The following is an 18,073-nucleotide window of genomic DNA, read 5'->3' on the forward strand; positions in this document are numbered from 1 at the left end:
CGCGTACTCCAAACTGGCTAGGTGCGCCTGCTCCACTGCTGGTTGGCGCCGCCGTGGCAGGCCCAGAGGTGAAGTTGTGTCCCGTTGGCCGTACCCGATGCGATGGCGTCGAGGCACAGCCCCGACTGGACGCCGGTGATGGTGCCGTTGGCGTTCAGGTTCCACTGCTGGTTGGCCTGGCCGTTGCAGTCCCAGATGATGACCGCGGTGCCGTTGCTGCTGCCCGCTCCGCTGGCGTCCAGGCACTTGTTGCCGTACACGGTCAGCGTGCGGTTGGCGGTGTAGGTCCAACGCTGGTTGGTGCCGCCGTGACAGTCCCACAGTTGCGGACGGGCACCGTTGGTCGTGCTCGAATTGGGAATGTCGATGCACCGGTTGGCCGGGCTGCTGGCGATCAGCACGTTCTGCTGGCCGGGCGGCGGGGTCGACGGCGGGGGAGTGGTGGGTGGCACGGTGGACCCGAACTGGGCGAAGAAGTTCCACACCTCCTGCTTGACCCAGCTCCGTGCGCCGCTCTCACAGCCGGCGCAACCGTCCACCGGCCCCTGCTGGTGGCCACCGTCGAAGGCGGCCCAGAGCACCGGGTATCCGGGCTGGCAGGAGTACGCGGTGGTGATGTGGGTCAGGCTGCCAGCCCTCGGCTCGGGCGGGCTCTGTGCGGCGCATCCGTTGTTGCGGACGAACCGGTCGCGCAGCGACCGTCCGCTGGGGATGTTGTCGTTGATGCCGTGGATCCCCAGGTACGCGACCGGTCCGGTGCCGCCGCTGCATCCGCTGATCGCCCCCGGGGCCGCGATGGCCGCGACCGCCCGGAACACCGTCGGTCGGGAGCACGCCAACGAGTAGCTCATCGCGCCGCCGTAGCTGAACCCGACCGAGAAGCGTTGGGTGGTGTCGACGCAGAGCGCGTTGTCGATCATGCGGATCATGTCGTCGGTGAAGGTGACGTCTTCACCGTTGGAGTTGCCCCAGCCGTTGTTGAGGCCCTGTGGGGCGACGAAGATGGTGCTGTTGTTCGCCTGCGACTGCATGCCGTAGTAGGCCCACGCCGCACCGTCGCTTCCACCCGAGGCCACCTGACTGGCGGTGCCGCCCAGCCAGTGGAACCCGAAGGCCAGCCGGTGGGCGTAGGCGTTGTTGTAGCTGTCCGGCAGCCGGAGGATGAAACTACGGGTCTTTCCGCTGCTCTGAATGGTGTGGGTGCCACTGTTCAGCCCGGGCGCCTTGCCGCAGCCGGCGGTGGTGGCCGCCGCCGCCGGTGCGACGGTCGTGAGAACGTACATTCCGACGGCGATCAGGACCAGGACCGCCATGGCTGCGCCCAGCCAGGGGCTGGAGAGTTTGCGAAGCGGCACGGTCGCGCCTCCCTGCGGGTTGTCGAACATCCGTTGGACCGGTCCCCGCTGCGGGAACCTCGTCGGGCTCAACTCCGGCTCCAGCGTTGGTTGGCCGCGCCGGTGCAGTCGGAGATCTGCACGCGCGTGCCGTTGGCCGTGCCGTTGCCGACCATGGTGAGGCAGCGGCCCGAACCAACTCCGGTGATCGAGCCGTCGGTGTTGAACCGCCACTTCTGGTTGGACTGGCCGTTGCAGTCCCAAATGATCACCGAGCTGCCGTTCGCGGTGCTGGCGCCGTTGACGTCGAGGCATTTGCCGCCAAAGACGCGCAGTTCCTGTGCGGCGGTCGAGGTCCAGCTCTGGTTGCTCTGACCGTGGCAGTCCCAGATGATCGCCGCCGCGCCGTTGGCCTGCGAGCCGCCGTTGACGTCGAGGCACCGTCCGGAGGACGTGCTGCGCAGGGCCGACGTGTCGCTCGACGGCGGCGGGGTGGTCGGTGGCGGGGTGGTCGGCGGCGACGTGGGATCGGTGCCACCGAACTGGGTGAAGAACCTCCACACCTCGCCCTTGGTCCAGGTCCTGGCGCCGCTGTCTCCGCCGCCGTCCACCGGGCCGGGGGTGTGCCCGCCGTCGAAGGCTGCCCAGACCACCGGATAGCCGGACCGGCAGCCGGAGTAGGTGGTGGTGATGTGGGTCAGGCTGCCGGCCCTCGGTTCGGGTGGGCTCTGGGCGGTGCACCCGTTGTTCTGGACGAACCTGTCACGCAGGGACCGTCCGGCGGAGATGTTGAGCACCGAGTCCCCGAGGCCGTGGATTCCCATGTACGCGACCGGCTGGGTCCCGCCGCTGCACCCGCTGAGCTGCCCACCCGAGTAGACCGCGACAGCGCGGAAGACACCCGGCCGGGAACACGCCAGCGAGTAGCTCATGCCCCCGCCGTAGCTGAAACCGAGCGCGAAACGCTGGGTGGTCTCGACACACAGATCGGCCTCGATCAGGCTGATCATGTTGTCGACGAAGGTGACGTCCTGACTGCCGGGGTTGGCCCAGCCGTTCCCGTTGCCCTGGGGAGCGACGAAGATGGTGCTGTTGTTCGCCTGCTGCCGCAGCCCGTAGTAGGACCAGGCCGCCCCGTCGGCCCCGCCGCCGTCGACATCGTTCGCGGTGCCGCCGTTCCAGTGGAACCCGAAGATCAACCGGTAGGGGTGGTTCCTGTCGTAGTTGTCGGGGATCCTGAGGATGAAGCTGCGGTTCTGGCCGTTGCTCTGAATGGTCCGCTGGCCACTGGTCAACGTGGGCGCCTTGCCGCACCCGGCCGTCGCCGCGGCCGCTCCGATGTCCGCGGCCGACGCGGTGGTGCTCAGGCCACCGGCCAGTGCCCCTGCGCTCACGGTCACGACGACGGCCGCCGCCGTCGCGAGCAATCCAAGGATGGGTCTACGTCTTGTCATGAAGGGGCTCCCGCCATTCGGCACGAACTGGTTAAAAGGGGTCCACGGCCGACCGGCTCATCGACGCAGGTTTCCGCCGCTGGTCTCGCCGCCCACGCGGGACCACCCGGCGATCGATTCGACAGTGGTCACCTCGTGCGCCCAAACATCACGAGACCGTTCGACCGACGGTGCCGGAGCACCTGGCTCGGCGTCGAATCGATTCGTCCCGACGCTAGATCGGCCAGTGAAAGATGTCAATGCCGTGTCCGGCAGGTTGCGACCCGGTCGGGTCGGTCAGGCGCTCGTGAGATCAGCCGCGCCGAAGGAGACCGCGAACCGCTTGCACCAGATGGAGACGCTCCGGAAGTCACCTGGATCCACCGATGCCGGCAGCTCGTACACCTGGTTGCCCTTGTTGCCCTTGAGCTTGGCCAGCTCGACCCATTCGCCGTCGTCGAACACCCGCCAGCCGGCCGTGCCCCGGATGACCGGTTGGTCGGTCAGCCACACTCGCAGGTCCGGGCCGTTCGACGTGTTCAGGTCGCGGATGACGAGCTGGTGGCGCCCGTCGGCGAGCCGGTGGATCTCGGCGCTGCCGGTCGTCCGGTGCTCATGCGTGACGAACTCGCCGGCGGTCAGGATCTCGTTCGCCGCCGGGGTGGATGTCGACGCCGCAGGGGCCGGAGTGGCTGCCGATGCCGCTGATGCCGGGCTCGCGGACGACGGGGTCGGGGTGACAGATGTCGTCGCGACGCCGGGAACAGCCTCGTCGACGTAGGTGTCGGTGACGAGCTTCCACGGCTGAAACCAGTACAGGGCCAGCGTCGACACCACGACAGCGCAGGCGAGACCGGCTCGGACCACCGGCGACCGGAACATCCGTTTTCCCATCACCGCAGCGTACGGCCGCAGCCGTCGTCGAACTGTTCGCGAACCATTTCGGAACTCTTACGACGGTCACGCCAGCGCCTGTTCGCACCGGCACCCTTCCCGGCCCTCCGGCAACGTCCGCACCGCGTCGCCGAGCAGGAGGCGCAGGCGCTCGATGTTCCGGGCGAAGACCGCGAACACCTCCTGCTGAGTCACGCCCTGACCGACCTCGACGCCCGAGTCGAGGTCGGTCACCAGGGAGAGCGCTGTGTAACACAGTGCCAGTTCGCGGGCCAGCACCGCCTCCGGGTGACCGGTCATGCCGACGACCGACCAGCCCTGCCGGCCGTGCCACAGCGACTCGGCACGGGTGGAGAACCGGGGCCCCTCGATGACGACCATCGTTGCCCCGTCGACCGGCTGCCAACCGGCGGATCGGGCGGCGTCGAGGACCCTGGCTCGTCCGACCGGACAGTAGGGATCGGCGAAGGGAACGTGAACGACCGGGGAGGGCTCCCCGTCCGCGCGCGGCTGTCCGTCGTAGTAGGTCTGCTCCCGGCCGCTGGTCCGGTCGACCAGTTGGTCCGGTACGACGAGGGTCCCCGGGCCCAGATCCGGTCGCAGGCCGCCCACGGCACCCGGTGCGAGCACCTGGCGGACGCCGAGCGCGCGCAGCGCCCACAGGTTGGCCCGGTAGTTGATCCGGTGTGGGGGGAGGGTGTGCCGGCGTCCGTGGCGGGGCAGGAACACCACCGGGCGCCCGCCGACACTGCCGACGGACAGCGCGTCGCTCGGCGGCCCGTACGGTGTGTCGACGGTGACCTCGTCGACGTCGTCGAGGAACTCGTAGAACCCGGATCCGCCGATCACGCCGACCGGCGGGCGACCGGTGGTGCTGATGTCTCCCGCTGACATGTTTACCCCTCCTGGACGAACAGTGAAGAACGACTGGGCCGGCTCAGCGACGGTCGGCTCGTCGGCCCGCGGCACGTCTGTCGACGGTGGTGGCGACGACCAGGACGACCACGATCACGGCCCAGACCACCGCCAGCCCGACAGCGAGCCCCAGCGGGTAGTCCCGGTCCGGTAGGCCCGGGTTCGGCGGCGCCGAGGGTGGCCGCCACAGCAGGGGCACCGCGATCAGCAGCAACGTGGCGCTGGCCAGCAGACCCGCGACGATCCAGGCCAGGCGTAGGCGGTTGCTCACCAGTCGGCCCAGCCCCAGCCCGACCAGTCCGACCAGCGGCGCCACCAGGACGTCGTGCAGCACCGGGCCGCCGATCAGCCACGGCAGGGCGGTGTCGAGCTGGGGGCGGAGCAACCAACCGCCGTACGCGGTGACCGCGGCACCGACCACGAACAGGATCAGCCGGACGGTTCTCACCGCAACACCTCCAGCCGTGCCACCCACTTGGTCTGCAGGACGCCCGGCCGGCTCGGTGCGATGAGTCGGCAGGGGTAACCGTGGTCGGGCGACAGTTGCTCGCCGTTGATCCGCAGAGCGAGCAGGGTCAGCGGGTCGCGGGCGTGGGCCGCGGGCAGTGTGCTGGCCGCGTACAGGCCCTCGGTCTCCAGGGAGGTGACCCGAACCGGTCGGCCGGTCGGTGCGCCGGCCCGGCGCAGCAACTCGACGACGGGCACACCGGTCCAGCGGGCCGAGGCGCTCCAGCCCTCGACACAGGCGATCGGCAGTTCCGCCGTCAGTTGCGGCAGGGCCGCCAGGTCCGCCAGGGACAGGCTGCCCCGCCCGCCCGGCCAGACGATCTCCAGTCGCCAGTCCGGGGGAACGGCGATGTGCGCGGCAGCGGCCGTGCGGTTGATCGGTACGCCCTGCGGCCCGGACGCGGAACGCCACGCCAGCGGTGACACCCGACGTAGCCACGGCACGGTGACCCCGGCGGTGGCCAGCACGGCGATGCCGGCGACGCCCGCCGAGGTACGCAGGAACGCCCGTCGCTCGGACGAGTCCCGGTCGTCAGCCCCCGGTGTCGCAGCCCGCAGCGCTCTGCTGCGCCCCAGTGGGGTGCCCAGCGCCGCGCGAGCGATCGGGAGCTTCACCGCGATGTGCAGCAGCATCGCGCCCGCCACCAGCCAGGCGACCGCGTAGTGCGCCGTCGGGAAGAAGAACCCCCACGGGTACGACTGGGCGACGTTGAACAGGCCCGTGACCAGTTCGAAGAAGGCCGCGCAGACCAGCACCAGGACGGATATCCGTTCGAGGGCGTGGGCGGTCAACCGGATCGGCTGACGTAGCGGCGGGCGCACGAACAACCGGGGGTAGACGCTCCACAGCTTGGCCAGCAGCAACGGGATCGCGGCGACACCGGAGAGCACGTGAACGCCCTGGGTGACGCGGTACAGGTCGACCGGTCGGGTCGGCCAGGTGAACCAGCCTGGCGGGTGCTGGATGTAGTGACTCAGCAGGCCGGTGCCGAAACACAGCCCGAACGCCACCCCGAGCCAGAGACCGAGCCGCGCGGCGACCAGCGGTGAGTGCGAGGGTGCGGTGAAGTCCTCGGGTACGGGGACGCGGGGCCGGCGGATCATGAGCGCGCCAACTCGGCGAACCAGCGTGGACCGAACCGGAAACGGTCGACGACCCGCAGGCCGGCAGCGGCGGCGGCCACTGCCACCGCCTCCGAACCGACCCGCGCCCAGGCAAACACCGGTCCGCGCGGTTCCCGATCGCCGGACGACCCGGACACGACGTACGCCTGCCCCTGCCACAGCCCGACCCCCGGGGGTTCCACCTCGACCACCAGCGTTCCGTCGGCAGCGATCAGGGTGCCGCACCGGCGCAGCAGGCGGACCGGGTCGCCACCGATGCCGATGTTGCCGTCGATGAGCAGGGCGTGCGCCCACCTTCCCTCCCCGGGGAGGGGTTCGAAGACGTCGCGTCGCAGGGCGACCACCCCTCGGCCCTGGGTCAGACGTACCGCCTCGGCGGAGATGTCCACCCCCAGTGCGACGAGGCCGCGGCGAGCGAGCGCCATGGTCACGCGCCCGGGGCCGCAGCCGAGATCGATCGTGGGCCCGGTGCAGCGTGCGGCGACGGAGTCGATGGCCGGCTCGGGCGGCCCGTGCCAGCGCCGCACCGGCAACAGGTCGCGTCGCCCGTCGGTGTGCACCAGCCAGTGGTCGGGTTGGGTGGCACGCCTCGGGCCGACCGGTCTGCCACAGGCGTCGTCGTCGGCGGACCAGCCGCCGAGTCTGCCCAGCACCACGTCGAAACCGTCGAGACTGACAGTCGAACTCACCGGGATTGTCCGTTCAGCAGTTGGCTGCCCACCGACGCGACGGCATCCGCGAACCGGGTGCCGGGTAGGTCGGCCGCGACCGCCAGCGCCGTCGACCAGTCGTCGACGTCCCGCTGCACGGGCAGGATCGCCGGCTGCACACCGTGCTCGCGCAGCGCGGCGAGGGTGCGGCGCCCGGTGTCGCCGGTCGACATGGGTACCTCGCGTACCGCGCTCGCGTACCTCGGATCGCGTAACCCGAGCGCCCACCAGCCGCCGTCCAGCGCCGGCCCGAACACCGCCTCGTGTTCGGCGAGCCGGTCCAGCGCGGCGCTGAGCAGGGCCGGCCCGATCTGCGGGGTGTCCATGCCGATCTGCAGCACCGGCCGGCCGGGAAACGCCGCGGCGGTGTCGGCGTGGGCGTTCGCGAGGCGGTCGGCGAACGTGTCGCCGCGTTGCGGAAGCAGGTGCCAACCCGCCAGCGCGGCAGTCAGCTCCGCGCTGTACTCGGCATCGGCGAACCGACCGGTGTGGGCCAACACGGGAATGGTCGAGGCGGTGGCGCGCACCGCCGCGAGGGTGTCCAACAGCGACGCCGCAGCGATCCGGGCCGCCTGGGTGGGATCGGCGGGCGGGCAGAGGCGCGTCTTGGCCTTCCCGGGGACCGGTGCCTTCGCGACCAGCAGCAGGACGTTCACCGGCCACCACCGGCGGCGTCGGCGCGCAGCACTCCGGCGAAGTCCCGGGTCGCCCGCAACGTGCCCCGGACCGACCCGGAGACCTTCGACGTGGTGCCGGCGGCGCGGGGCGCGTACGCGACGTCCAGTTCGAGGATCCGCCAACCCGCTCCGGCCGCGCGTAGCAGCAACTCCAGGGGGTAGCCGAACGCGCGGTCGTCGACACCGAGGCCCAGCAGCGCCGTCCGGCGGGCGACCCGGATCGGGCTGATGTCGTACACCGGCACGCCGCGACGCCGCAGCAGGGCGGCAATCACCGCGTTCCCAGCTCGGGCATGCCATGGCCAGGCCTTCGCGCAGACCGGCCGACGCCGCCCGACGGCGAGATCGGCCCTCCCGTCGTGCACCGCCGAGACGAGCCTGGGCAACTCGGCCGGGTCGAACGAGCCGTCCGCGTCGAGCACGCAGACCAGATCCGCCTCCGCGGCCAGCAGGCCGGCGTGCACCGCCGCGCCGTACCCGCGTCGCTGCTCGTGGACGACCCGGGCGCCATGCTCGGCCGCGACGACCGGCGAACCGTCGGTGGAGCCGTTGTCGACCACGATGGCGCGGTAGCCGGGCGGTAGCCCGCTCAGTACGGCAGGCAGTGCGGCCGCCTCGTCCAGACACGGCAGCACGACGTCGATCGGTGTGTGCATACCGGCGACGCTAGGCCCGCCACCGGCCGTCCGGACCGCGGTTTCCCCTTACGAATCGCTTACGCGGCAACGGATCTTACGACTCGCTGACGTGTCACCGTCGGGCAGCCGAATGCCTGGTGGGAGGCCGTAAGGTCGGCCGTCACCATGACCATGATGACCCGGCCGGGACGAACCCGGTCCGCCGACCTGATCGTCCTCGCCGTCGAGGTGGCGGTGCTCGCCGTCGCTGTCGCCGTCGGCGCCCTGCTCAACCACCAGGGCGTACGGCTGCACGCCGACGCGGCGCCGCTCTACGCGACTTGGCAGCCCCATCTGGGGCTCGGTACCCCCGCCGCGTTGCTCGTCGCGGCGCTCTTCGTCTGGCGGGGCGTGCGCTGGGCGACCGACACGCCGTGGCCGCGGCTGCTGGCGGTCGGCTATCTCGCCTCGCTGCTCTGGACGCTGTCGCTGGCGCTGGTGGACGGCTGGTCCGCGGGGTTGACCGAGCGGCTCACCGTGCAGGCCGAGTACCTGCACGAGGTGCCCCGGGTGACGGACGTCGGCGTCATGCTGTCCGGCTTCGCCGACCGGATTCTGGACTTCCAGCCCGATTCGTGGTCCACCCACGCCGCCGCTCATCCACCCGGGGCGTTGCTGATCTTCGTCTGGTTGGAACGGATCGGCCTGGGCGGCGGGACCGCCTCCGGGTTGGCCTGCGTGCTGCTCGGGGCCACGGTGTCGGTGTCGGTTCCGGTGACGTTGCGGGCACTCGGCGCCGAGGACGCGGCCCGGGCGGTGTGGCCGTTCCTGGTGCTCCTGCCGGGGGCGGTGTGGGTGGGCGCGTCCGCGGACGGGATCTTCGCCGCGGTGGTCGCGGCCGGGTTGGCGCTGCTGGCGGTGGGTGGTCGACCCGGTGCCGCCCTGGGCGGGTTGCTCCTCGGCTTCGCGCTCTACCTGTCGTACGGGTTCGTCCTGGTCGGGTTGCTCGCGTTGACGGTGGTGCTGCTCCGGGCGCGGGACCGCCTCAACGTGCTCCTGGTCGCGGCGACGGCGGTCGCGGCCGTCGTCGCCGTGTTCACCCTCGCCGGCTTCTGGTGGCTGGACGGCTACCACCTGGTGGCGCGTCGTTACTACCAGGGCTGGGCGGCGGAGCGCCCGTACGGTTACTGGGTCTGGGCGAATCTTGCCGCCCTGCTGCTCTCGGCCGGCCCGGTGGTCGGGCCGGCGTTGCGCCGGGCGGTGGCCGCCGTGTCGCTCCACGCACCGCGTCCACCGCTCGCCACGGCCCTCCGGCAGCGGATCGTCAGCGCCGGACCCGCTGTGTGGTTGCCCATCGCGGCGACGGCGGCGGTGCTCGCGGCGGACCTGTCCGGGCTCAGCAAGGCCGAGGTCGAACGGATCTGGCTACCGTTCGCCGTCTGGCTGCTGGTCGCGACCGCGCACCTGCCCCACGGTCACCGACGGTGGTGGTTGGCCGCGCAGGCCGCCACGGCTCTCGCCGTCAACCACCTACTGTGGACCGTGTCGTGACCGATGCCGGATCCCGCATCACCGCGTCGGTGAAATCGGCGATGCCGTCGGCGAAGCCGACCCGGGCGGTGTAACCGAGCACCCGGGCGGCGCGTGCCGGATCGGCCACGACGTGCCGTACGTCCGCCGCCCGTCCGCCCCCGACCGTGACCGGCGGCGGCCCGCCCATCGCCGACGCCAGCTCGTGGGCCAACTCGCCGACGGTGTGTGGTTCACCCGAGCAGACGTTGATCGGGGTCAGGGGATCCGGTGCCGGTGTCGTGAGGGCCAGCAGATTGGCCGCGGCCACGTCGGTCACGTGCACGAAATCGCGCCGTTGCCGGCCGTCCTCCAGCACCCGGGGCGGTCGTCCGGCGGCCAGGGCCGACCGGAATATCGACGCGACCCCCGAATACGGGGTGTCGCGGGGCATTCGCGGACCGTAGACGTTGTGATAACGCAGGGCCCACACCGATCCGCCGGTCTGCCGGGCCCAGGCACCGGCGAGGTGTTCCTGGGCCAGCTTGGTGGCGGCGTACGTGCTGTTCGGCTCCAGCGGCGCGTCCTCGGGTACGAGACCGGGGGAGAGCGCATGATCGCAGCGAGGGCAGGTCGGCTCGTACCGGCCCTCGGCCAGGTCGGCCACCCGTCGGTGGGCGGGCCGGACGATGCCGTGGGTCCGGCAGTGGTAGCGGCCCTCGCCGTAGACCACCATCGAGCTGGCCAGCACCAGTCGGCGCACCCCGGCGGCGTACATCGCCGCGAGGAGGGTGGCCGTGCCGAGGTCGTTGTGCGCGGCGTACCGGGGAGCGTCGGCGGGGTCGAGGCCGTGGCCGACCATGGCCGCCTGATGGCAGACCGCGTCGACCCCGGTCAGTAGCCGGGTCAGCAGTTCGTTGTCGCGGACGTCGCCGACCACCAGGTCGTGCCGTTCGGTCCAGGGCGGCGCCGTCGCAGCGTGCGCCTCGGGCAGGAGCGCGTCCACGGCCACCATCTCGTGCCCGTCGTCGGTGAGCAGGTCGGCGATGTGGGAGCCGATGAACCCGGCCGCACCGGTGACAAGGATCCGCATTCCGGTCACCGTATGACCTCACGTACGCCTGGGCGGGCTTCCGCGCGCAGCCGTAAGAACCTCGCAAGGTTTGCTGGTCCGGGCGGAGTCTGCGGCGTGGCTAGGCTGGGCCGATGGACATCTGGGGGAGACGTTGACGGGGCGGAACGGGGAAGGCCCGTGACGCAGCGCGTGCTGGTGGTCGACGACGATGAGACCGTGAGCGACGTCATCCGCCGCTACCTCGAGAACGACGGCTTCCAGGTGAGACTCGTGGCGGACGGCGCGGCGGCGCTGGCGGCCGTGGAGCGGCAGGCGCCCGACCTGGTCGTGCTCGACCTGATGCTGCCGCTGGTCAACGGCCTGGAGGTGTGCCGGGCGCTGCGGGTACGGCCGGACGGCGTACCGATCGTCATGCTCACCGCGCGCGGCGACGAGGCCGACCGGATCCTCGGGCTGCAACTCGGCGCGGACGACTACCTGACCAAGCCCTTCTCACCCCGGGAACTGGTGCTGCGGGTCCGTTCGGTGCTCCGTCGCGCCGGCGGCGCGATTCCACCGGAGCGGCCGGAGGCGCTCACCGACGGTGACCTGGTGGTGCACACGGCCTCCCGGACCGCAGCTCGCGCCGGTGCGGATCTGGCTCTGACGTTGCGCGAATTCGACCTGCTCGTCCACCTCATGCGGCATCCCGCCCGGGTCTTCGGCCGGGCCGAACTCCTCGAGCAGGTCTGGGGCTGGAACTTCGGGGACCACTCGACGGTGACAGTGCACGTCCGCCGGCTGCGGGAGAAGATCGAGGCCAACCCGGCGGATCCGCGGCGGATCGTGACCGTCTGGGGTGTCGGCTACCGGTACGAGCCAGCCAGTGCGTGACATCGTCCTGATCTTCGCGATCGCCCTCGGCGCGGCACTCGGCATCGGGCTCGCCGGTGCGGTGCTGCTCCGCGCTCTGCGACGCAGCTCGATCACCGTGCACCTCAACGTGCTGCTGGCCACCACCGTGGTCGCCGTCGCCGTCGGGGTGATGGCGGTCGCGGAAGCGATGTTCCTCTCCGCGCACGACCTTGAGGTGGTCCTGATCACCGTCGCGGCGGCGGCGGTGGTCAGCCTCGCCGTCGGCGGGCACGTCGGCCGGCGACTGGCCCGCGCCGCGGTCTGGCGCGACCAGGCCCGGGAGCGGGAACGGCAACTGGAGAAGGGCCGACGCGACCTGGTCGCCTGGGTCTCCCACGACCTGCGGACCCCGCTCGCCGGGCTGAGGGCCATGGCGGAGGCGCTGGAGGACCGGGTGGTTCGTGATCCGGACACAGTCGACGAGTACCACCGACGCATCCGACTGGAGACCGATCGGATGACCCGACTCGTCGACGACCTGTTCGAGCTGTCCCGGATCAACGCGGGAGCGTTGCGGTTGTCGTTGACGGCGGTGCCGCTCGGGGAGGTGGTCTCGGACGCGCTGGCCAGCACCACCCCGTTGGCCGACGCTCGCCGGATCAAGCTGATCGCCAGCGAGTCGGGGTGGCCCATGGTCGCCGCCAGCGAACCGGAGCTGGCCCGGGTCGTGGCCAACCTGCTGCTCAACGCGGTCCGCTACACCCCCGAGGACGGCACCGTACGCATCGAAGCCGGCCGGGAGGACGACCACGCCTGGCTGTCGGTCGCCGACACCTGTGGCGGCATCCCGCCGGCCGACCTTCCCCGCCTGTTCGACATCGCGTTCCGCGGTGAACCGGCCCGCACGCCCGGCCCCGGCGACGGTGGGGCGTCCGGAGGGCTCGGCCTGGCCATCGTCCATGGCCTGGTGGAGGCGCACGGCGGTCGGGTCGAGGTGCGCAACACCCCCGACGGCTGCCAGTTCATGGTCCGCCTGGCGACCGCCTGAGACGACCACTCGCTGGCTGGTGGAGGGCCGCCACCACCGGCCAGCCCTCAGCGAGGAGGGCGTAGGTGCAGCCGTCGACCCAGCCCAGTCCGGCGTGCCAGGAATCGCCGACGCCGTACTGTTCACGGCGCATGCCGACCTTCTCGAGGCGCACCCCGGCGAGACGCCCGGATATCTCTCCGGCGGCCCCCGCCCGACGCGTGGCGGCAGTGGGCGCGCGACTCAGTCGACCCGTTGGGCCAGCACCTGCCCCGGCCAGCTTCCCACCAGGAAGGTTTCGGTGGGGGTGAACCCGTGGCGCTCGTAGTACGCCACCAACTCGCCACCGCCGCCCGCCCAGCAGTCGACCCGTAGCAACCGCACGCCGGCGCGCCGGGTCTCCGCGACGGCGTGCGCCAACAGGGCCGAGCCGAGTTTCCGGCCGGCGAACCGTCGGTCGGAGACCAGGAGGCGGACGAACCGCTCGGGCTCTTCGGCGGGCGAGATCGGCAGCCGGGGGTCGGGCCCGGAATCCAACACGAGGGCCGCGGCCGGCGTCCCGTCCACCTCCGCGATGTACGGGAGTTTCTCGGTGAGGTACCGGTCGACCTGTTCGACCCTCTCGGGCTTCTCCGAGAACGACGTCGTGCCCCACTGCTCGGTGTTGCCCCGGTTGTTCATCCAGACCACCACGGAGTCGAGCATGCCCAGGACGGCGGGTGCGTCGGCCGGGCCACCGGGTCGGATCCGTACGCCGGCGGTGGTGTCGTCCATGGCGTAAGGGTAGTCCGGGGTCGGCCGGTCACGAGCGACGGCGTGCTCCGTCCTGGCCCCCGCCCGCAAGCCCGGAAGCTCCGGAGCCCAGGGTCCGGCTCATCGTCGCGAGGAGGCGTTCGAGCGTTCTGCGGTCGGTGTCGGTGAGGCCGCGGAGAATGGCCGCCTCGTTGGCCAGGTGTTCCTCGATAAGTCGGTCGGTCAGCGTCACGCCGGCCGGAGTCAGGCCGACCACCCTGCCGCGGGCGTCGGCTGTGGAGACCGAGCGTGACACGAGGCCGCGGGTGATCAGTCGGTCCACCCGCTTGGTCACCGCTCCGGTGGTGACGAGCATGCGTTGGCTGAGCTGGCCTGCGGTGAGCGTGTAGGGCGCACCCTCGCGGCGCAGCGCCGCGAGCACGTCGAAGTCGCCGTTGCCGAGGTCCGCCGCGGCGAACGGCGGTCGCAGGGCCACGTCGAGTACGGCGGCCAACTGTTGGATGCGACCGATGACCAGTAACGGGGTGGGGTCGAGGTCTGGGCGCTCGCGACTCCACTGCCCAACGATGTCGGCGATCCGGTCGGCATCCACTGTTGCATCTTAGCTTCCGGGGAAGATAACTTGTCTTCCATGGAAGACAAGTTGATCGGAGCGTCGGCTCCGACGGTCACGGCGTACGTGGATCCGTCCTGTCCGTTCGCCTGGATAACATCCCGCTGGCTCATGGAGGTCGCGAAGATGCGGCCGCTCGCCCTGCGGTTCGAGGTGATGAGCCTCGCCGTGATCAACGAGCATCGCGACCTGGAGCCCTGGTACCGAGAATTCAACGACCGGGCGTGGGGGCCGGCCCGGGTCTGCGTGGCGGCCGCCGCAGAACACGGCCCCGCCGCCCTCGCACGGCTCTACCCGGCGCTAGGTCACCTGATCCACGACGCCGGCGACAAGAACTTCGACACCGTCGTCCCGCTGGCTCTGGCCGAGGCCGGCCTCCCCGCCGACCTGGCCGACGCCGCTCACCGGAGCGACCTCGACCCGCAGATGCGGGCGAGCACCGCCCGTGCGCAGCAGTTGGTGGGTGAGGACCTCGGCACCCCGACGGTCGTCGTCGACGATGTGGCCTTTTTCGGGCCGGTACTGACCTCGATCCCGCGCGGGGAGGAGGCCGTCCGCGTCTTCGACGGTGCCCGCCTGCTGGCCGGCTGCGGAGCATTCTCCGAGCTCAAACGCGCGCGGTCCGACAGTCTCATCTTCGCCTAGCTCCACCAGGGACGCCTGGGGAGTAGGTCGTCCCCGACTCGACCGGTCGACTCTTCGTTACCGCTTGTTCCGTAGCGCGTCGACGTGAATCGATAGGGTGCGACAGCCGCCACCGAGGGCGGGTTCGTGCGGAGGGAAGACGATGCGCAGCACAACGAACTGGTCGGCCCGCGCGCTGGGCGCACTCCTGAGCGCGCTCGCGCTGGGGGTGGCCCTGTTGCCGGCGGCCCCGGCGACCGCCGCGAGCGTGACCTTCAGGGCGGCGACGCTGAACATCTACTACGGGTTGAGCCAGGCCGAGTTCGCACACGATCTGAACCTGATCGCGTCCAAGGCCGACCTCGTCGGGCTCAACGAGGTCGGAAACCGCAAGGCGTACCTGGAGAACTGGGCCGCCGACAACGGCTGGTGGTTGTACGCGCCGGGAGGCACCAACCAGGCCGGCGAGGCGCTGATCGCCAAGAAGAGCATGTTCGACGTCCTCGGCAAGGGCTCGATCTTCGTCTGCGACACCAACGGTCCGGGCGAGGTCCCGCCCGCGCGGTACAACAACTGGGTCACGTACCGGCACAAGGCCAGTGGCCGCAACGTCACCCAGATCAACGCCCACGCGGTGGCCAGCATCGAGACGGCCGGCCAGCCGCAGGACCTACCGCGCACCAGGTGTGCCGAGGCGCAGTTCCAGGGCCTCAAGGAGCTGGCGGTCAACAAGCAGGCCGAGGGACAGGTCATCGTGAGCGGTGACCTCAACGTCGACTTCAGCGCCGACCGGAGCTACGGGTACGCCAAGTTCCCGTGGCAGGTCTTCGAAGCCAACGAGCTGCCCAACCTGCGCTCCAACTACAACCTCTACGGCGAGAAGGGCACCGGGACGCACGGCAACCGGCACATCGACTACGTCTACTTCTGGAAGCGGCTGCCCGAGTACCAGCTGATGTGGATGACCGGTTACGACATCGTCGGCGGCACCAATTCCGACCACAACGGAGTCGTCGCGACGTTCTCCGTCCAGAGCTGACGTCTTCGGCGTTGCCGGCTACGAGTCGCGGCGCTCCGGATGCCCCCGGTGCGCCGCCCACTCGGGCGCGAGGATCGCCATCACCGTGGCGTCGACCCAGTCGTCACCGTCGCGCAGGACCTGCCGCAGCACGCCTTCGACGACGAAGCCGACCTTCTCGTACACCCGTCGGGCGCGGGGGTTGAAGGCGAACACCTCCAGCGAGATGCGGTGCAGGTCGAGGCTCTCGAAGCCGTAACCGACGACGAGGCGTACCGCCTCGGTGCCCAGGCCGCGGTCGCGGCCGGCGGCGGTGAGCAGGGTGCGGAAGGTGCAGTTCCGGTTGTCGGGGTCCCAGTCGTTGAGGACCACCTCGCCGACGCAGGCCCCGCTCGCGCGGTCCACGACCGCCAGGTCGAGGCGGTCGGTCTGGGCGTTGCGGCTGCCGTACCAGGACCGCATCCGCTCCTCGTCGGGAGCGTCGTCGACCGGACTGCCGGTCAGTCGGGCCACGTCGGGGTCGGCCACCGCCGCCCGGAAGGTGTCCAGGTCGTCCTCGACGAACGGACGCAGGATCACCCGCTCGCCGGTGAGGGTGGGCTTGGCGGAGAAGTCGGCGGTCGCCTGGTCACTGGGCATCGACTGATCCTCTGCGTGACGCCGCTGACGGGCAAGCGGTTTCCGGTCGCTGGTCGCAGGTGGACGGGCCCGCTGCGACGTCGGGGGAGCGTCCACTGTCGATGCCTTGACACTCGTGGATGCGATCGCTAACACTTGTCCGCAACGCGAACGTAACGAACCGAACACATTGTGCCTGTGTCGCCACGCGGCCAGAGGCGCCATATGCGAAGACCCCGAACCCGTCGCCAGGGCCGCTGGGCCCGGGGCCTGACGCTGTTGAATGTGTTAACGCTAACATAGATGATCTTGCGAGAGAGGCGGGGCCGGTGGACTCACGGCGCAGGAGGGTGGCATCGCTGCCGGAAGCATCGACCGCCCGTCTGCGTGCGCTCCTCGTGCTCTCCGCCGTGGTCGCAGCGGCGGTCGTGGTGGTGGCCGACAGGCCCGCCAAGGCCGCCACGCTGCCGACCGGGGCCGTCTCGCTGGAGGCGGTCAACCAAGCCGGACGGTACGTCCGCCACATCGACTACCTCGGTCAGCTCGACCCGGTGACCGCCGGCAGCGCCAACCAGACCAAGCTCGACGCCACCTTCACCGTGGTCAACGGCCTGGCGTCGCCGGCCTGCTACTCCTTCCAGACGAAGGCCGGCCTGTTCCTGCGACACCGCGACTACCGGCTGAGGGTCGACCCGAACACCGGCGACGCGTCATTCCGGGCCGACGCGACCTTCTGCGCGGTGGACGGCTCGGTCAGCGGGTCGGTGGCGCTGGCCTCGTACAACTATCCGACCCGGCGGATCCGGCACCGCGACTTCGCCCTGTGGCTCGACGCCCATCAGGACACGGCCGCGTTCCGCGCGGACAGCTCCTTCCGCCTCGTCGCGCCCTGGGCACCCAGGACCACCAAAGGGCCGGTGATCCCGGGCCTCTTCGCCGACCCGCACATCGCCGTGTTCGACGGCCGCTACTACCTGTACCCGACCACCGACGGCTACGCGAGCTGGGCCGGCACCTACTACAAGGCGTTCTCCTCCACCGACCTGGTCACCTGGACCGACCACGGCGTGATCCTCGACCACGGACCGGACGTCTCCTGGGCGGACAACTCGGCCTGGGCACCAGCGGTGGCCAGCGCCAATGGCCGCTACTACCTGTACTTCAGCGGCGGCGCGGCCAGCGGCAACACCGCCAAACAGCTCGGCGTGGCGGTGGCCGACAGCCCCACCGGCCCGTTCCGGGACGCGCTGGGCCGACCGCTGATCCGCAGCGACCAGTTCTCCGGCGGGCAGACGATCGACCCCATGGTGTTCACCGACGACGACGGGCGGTCCTACCTGTACTGGGGGCAGGGCATCGCGCGGGCGGTGCGGTTGAACGCCGACATGGTCTCCTTCGACGTGGCGCAGGCGCGGGTCATCACCCCGTCCGGCTACAACGAGGCGCCGTTCGTGTTCAAGCGCAACGGTCTGTACTACTTCATGTGGTCGGAGAACGACACACGCAGCGAGGACTACCGGGTCGCCTACGCCACCGGCTCCTCACCCCTCGGGCCGTGGACGAAGCGCGGCGTGGTGCTGCAGAAGCGTCTCGACGCGGGCATCAAGGGCACCGGCCACCACTCCGTGGTCCGGGCTCCCGGCAGCGACACCTGGTACATCGCCTACCACCGCTTCGCCGTTCCGGCCGGCAACGGCACCAACCGCGAGACCGCCATCGACCGGATGGAGTTCAACACCGACGGCACCATCCGGCCCGTCGTGCCGGCCCTGTAGCTGACTGCTAAGCCC

At 70.8% G+C, this 18,073-nt stretch carries 19 protein-coding genes and 1 pseudogene; 6 read left to right on the top strand and 14 right to left on the bottom strand.

Annotated features, from left to right (window positions below):
• Positions 1-17: 17 nt before the first annotated feature.
• The 9 genes from ACZ6NZ_RS07025 to ACZ6NZ_RS07065 form a co-directional block, all read right to left on the bottom strand.
• Complete coding sequence (locus ACZ6NZ_RS07025; RefSeq protein WP_465856549.1) at positions 18-1,355, bottom strand: ricin-type beta-trefoil lectin domain protein; 1,338 nt, start codon at positions 1,353-1,355, stop codon at positions 18-20.
• A 68-nt stretch (positions 1,356-1,423) separates the two neighbouring features.
• Entirely contained in the window at positions 1,424-2,788 is a 1,365-nt protein-coding gene (locus ACZ6NZ_RS07030; RefSeq protein ID WP_465856551.1) for a ricin-type beta-trefoil lectin domain protein, read from the bottom strand.
• Positions 2,789-3,064: 276 nt separating this feature from the next.
• Positions 3,065-3,661, bottom strand: coding sequence for a DM13 domain-containing protein (locus ACZ6NZ_RS07035; protein ID WP_465856553.1), 597 nt, complete (start codon positions 3,659-3,661; stop codon positions 3,065-3,067).
• A gap of 66 nt (positions 3,662-3,727) precedes the next feature.
• On the bottom strand, positions 3,728-4,555 hold the full coding sequence (locus tag ACZ6NZ_RS07040; protein WP_465856555.1) for an S-methyl-5'-thioadenosine phosphorylase: 828 nt from the start codon (positions 4,553-4,555) through the stop codon (positions 3,728-3,730).
• Positions 4,556-4,598: 43 nt separating this feature from the next.
• A complete protein-coding gene (locus ACZ6NZ_RS07045; RefSeq protein WP_465856557.1) occupies positions 4,599-5,024 on the bottom strand; it encodes a hypothetical protein in 426 nt (141 codons plus the stop codon).
• On the bottom strand, positions 5,021-6,187 hold the full coding sequence (locus ACZ6NZ_RS07050; protein ID WP_465856559.1) for a molybdopterin-dependent oxidoreductase: 1,167 nt from the start codon (positions 6,185-6,187) through the stop codon (positions 5,021-5,023). Before ACZ6NZ_RS07050 ends, ACZ6NZ_RS07045 begins: the two co-directional genes overlap by 4 nt.
• Positions 6,184-6,897, bottom strand: coding sequence for a class I SAM-dependent methyltransferase (locus ACZ6NZ_RS07055; protein ID WP_465856561.1), 714 nt, complete (start codon positions 6,895-6,897; stop codon positions 6,184-6,186). Before ACZ6NZ_RS07055 ends, ACZ6NZ_RS07050 begins: the two co-directional genes overlap by 4 nt.
• A complete protein-coding gene (locus ACZ6NZ_RS07060) occupies positions 6,894-7,574 on the bottom strand; it encodes a TIGR04282 family arsenosugar biosynthesis glycosyltransferase (protein WP_465856563.1) in 681 nt (226 codons plus the stop codon). The genes ACZ6NZ_RS07055 and ACZ6NZ_RS07060 overlap by 4 nt, the downstream gene beginning before the upstream one ends.
• Positions 7,571-8,251, bottom strand: a complete 681-nt coding sequence (locus ACZ6NZ_RS07065; RefSeq protein ID WP_465856565.1) for a glycosyltransferase family 2 protein — start codon at positions 8,249-8,251, stop codon at positions 7,571-7,573. Before ACZ6NZ_RS07065 ends, ACZ6NZ_RS07060 begins: the two co-directional genes overlap by 4 nt.
• Before the next feature lie 147 nt (positions 8,252-8,398).
• Here ACZ6NZ_RS07065 and ACZ6NZ_RS07070 point away from each other — a divergent pair, with 147 nt between their 5' ends.
• Positions 8,399-9,763 (top strand): hypothetical protein, encoded by a 1,365-nt coding sequence (locus ACZ6NZ_RS07070; protein ID WP_465856567.1) that lies wholly within the window; start codon positions 8,399-8,401, stop codon positions 9,761-9,763.
• Here the strand turns inward: ACZ6NZ_RS07070 and ACZ6NZ_RS07075 are convergent.
• Entirely contained in the window at positions 9,735-10,814 is a 1,080-nt protein-coding gene (locus ACZ6NZ_RS07075; protein WP_465856568.1) for an NAD-dependent epimerase/dehydratase family protein, read from the bottom strand. The genes ACZ6NZ_RS07070 and ACZ6NZ_RS07075 overlap by 29 nt on opposite strands.
• A 159-nt stretch (positions 10,815-10,973) precedes the next feature.
• On the opposite strand from ACZ6NZ_RS07075, the gene ACZ6NZ_RS07080 reads away from it, so the two are divergent.
• Both ACZ6NZ_RS07080 and ACZ6NZ_RS07085 read left to right on the top strand, forming a co-directional pair.
• Positions 10,974-11,669: a response regulator gene (locus ACZ6NZ_RS07080; RefSeq protein ID WP_465856570.1), complete on the top strand. Its 696-nt coding sequence runs from the start codon at positions 10,974-10,976 to the stop codon at positions 11,667-11,669.
• Positions 11,662-12,678, top strand: coding sequence for a sensor histidine kinase (locus ACZ6NZ_RS07085; RefSeq protein ID WP_465856572.1), 1,017 nt, complete (start codon positions 11,662-11,664; stop codon positions 12,676-12,678). Before ACZ6NZ_RS07080 ends, ACZ6NZ_RS07085 begins: the two co-directional genes overlap by 8 nt.
• Here the strand turns inward: ACZ6NZ_RS07085 and ACZ6NZ_RS07090 are convergent.
• From ACZ6NZ_RS07090 to ACZ6NZ_RS07100, 3 genes and pseudogenes are all read right to left on the bottom strand, one after another.
• A pseudogene (locus ACZ6NZ_RS07090) lies at positions 12,653-12,841 on the bottom strand (hypothetical protein); the annotation flags it as partial. The gene ACZ6NZ_RS07085 and the pseudogene ACZ6NZ_RS07090 overlap by 26 nt on opposite strands.
• A gap of 59 nt (positions 12,842-12,900) precedes the next feature.
• Positions 12,901-13,431, bottom strand: a complete 531-nt coding sequence (locus ACZ6NZ_RS07095) for a GNAT family N-acetyltransferase (RefSeq protein ID WP_465856574.1) — start codon at positions 13,429-13,431, stop codon at positions 12,901-12,903.
• A gap of 28 nt (positions 13,432-13,459) precedes the next feature.
• Positions 13,460-14,002 carry a MarR family winged helix-turn-helix transcriptional regulator gene (locus ACZ6NZ_RS07100; protein ID WP_465856576.1) on the bottom strand — a complete coding sequence of 181 codons (543 nt, stop codon included), beginning with the start codon at positions 14,000-14,002 and terminating at the stop codon, positions 13,460-13,462.
• 39 nt (positions 14,003-14,041) lie between these two features.
• On the opposite strand from ACZ6NZ_RS07100, the gene ACZ6NZ_RS07105 reads away from it, so the two are divergent.
• Positions 14,042-14,668, top strand: coding sequence for a mycothiol-dependent nitroreductase Rv2466c family protein (locus tag ACZ6NZ_RS07105; protein ID WP_465856578.1), 627 nt, complete (start codon positions 14,042-14,044; stop codon positions 14,666-14,668).
• A 142-nt stretch (positions 14,669-14,810) separates the two neighbouring features.
• A complete protein-coding gene (locus ACZ6NZ_RS07110; protein ID WP_465856580.1) occupies positions 14,811-15,686 on the top strand; it encodes an endonuclease/exonuclease/phosphatase family protein in 876 nt (291 codons plus the stop codon).
• A gap of 18 nt (positions 15,687-15,704) precedes the next feature.
• Here ACZ6NZ_RS07110 and ACZ6NZ_RS07115 read toward each other — a convergent pair whose 3' ends face one another.
• Positions 15,705-16,304, bottom strand: coding sequence for a GNAT family N-acetyltransferase (locus ACZ6NZ_RS07115; RefSeq protein WP_465856582.1), 600 nt, complete (start codon positions 16,302-16,304; stop codon positions 15,705-15,707).
• Positions 16,305-16,633: 329 nt separating this feature from the next.
• Here ACZ6NZ_RS07115 and ACZ6NZ_RS07120 point away from each other — a divergent pair, with 329 nt between their 5' ends.
• Complete coding sequence (locus tag ACZ6NZ_RS07120; RefSeq protein WP_465856584.1) at positions 16,634-18,058, top strand: family 43 glycosylhydrolase; 1,425 nt, start codon at positions 16,634-16,636, stop codon at positions 18,056-18,058.
• Positions 18,059-18,073: the final 15 nt, after the last annotated feature.

The organism is Micromonospora sp. NPDC047756 (assembly GCF_055587245.1).

What these genes read in the sequence shown, in the direction of transcription:
- ACZ6NZ_RS07030 (WP_465856551.1), bottom strand. Translation starts at nt 2,788, where the DNA reads ATGACAAGACGTAGACCCATCCTTGGATTGCTCGCGACGGCGGCGGCC.
- ACZ6NZ_RS07035 (WP_465856553.1), bottom strand. Translation starts at nt 3,661, where the DNA reads ATGGGAAAACGGATGTTCCGGTCGCCGGTGGTCCGAGCCGGTCTCGCC.
- ACZ6NZ_RS07040 (WP_465856555.1), bottom strand. Translation starts at nt 4,555, where the DNA reads ATGTCAGCGGGAGACATCAGCACCACCGGTCGCCCGCCGGTCGGCGTG.
- ACZ6NZ_RS07050 (WP_465856559.1), bottom strand. Translation starts at nt 6,187, where the DNA reads ATGATCCGCCGGCCCCGCGTCCCCGTACCCGAGGACTTCACCGCACCC.
- ACZ6NZ_RS07065 (WP_465856565.1), bottom strand. Translation starts at nt 8,251, where the DNA reads ATGCACACACCGATCGACGTCGTGCTGCCGTGTCTGGACGAGGCGGCC.
- ACZ6NZ_RS07070 (WP_465856567.1), top strand. Translation starts at nt 8,399, where the DNA reads ATGACCATGATGACCCGGCCGGGACGAACCCGGTCCGCCGACCTGATC.
- ACZ6NZ_RS07075 (WP_465856568.1), bottom strand. Translation starts at nt 10,814, where the DNA reads ATGCGGATCCTTGTCACCGGTGCGGCCGGGTTCATCGGCTCCCACATC.
- ACZ6NZ_RS07095 (WP_465856574.1), bottom strand. Translation starts at nt 13,431, where the DNA reads ATGGACGACACCACCGCCGGCGTACGGATCCGACCCGGTGGCCCGGCC.
- ACZ6NZ_RS07105 (WP_465856578.1), top strand. Translation starts at nt 14,042, where the DNA reads ATGGAAGACAAGTTGATCGGAGCGTCGGCTCCGACGGTCACGGCGTAC.
- ACZ6NZ_RS07110 (WP_465856580.1), top strand. Translation starts at nt 14,811, where the DNA reads ATGCGCAGCACAACGAACTGGTCGGCCCGCGCGCTGGGCGCACTCCTG.
- ACZ6NZ_RS07115 (WP_465856582.1), bottom strand. Translation starts at nt 16,304, where the DNA reads ATGCCCAGTGACCAGGCGACCGCCGACTTCTCCGCCAAGCCCACCCTC.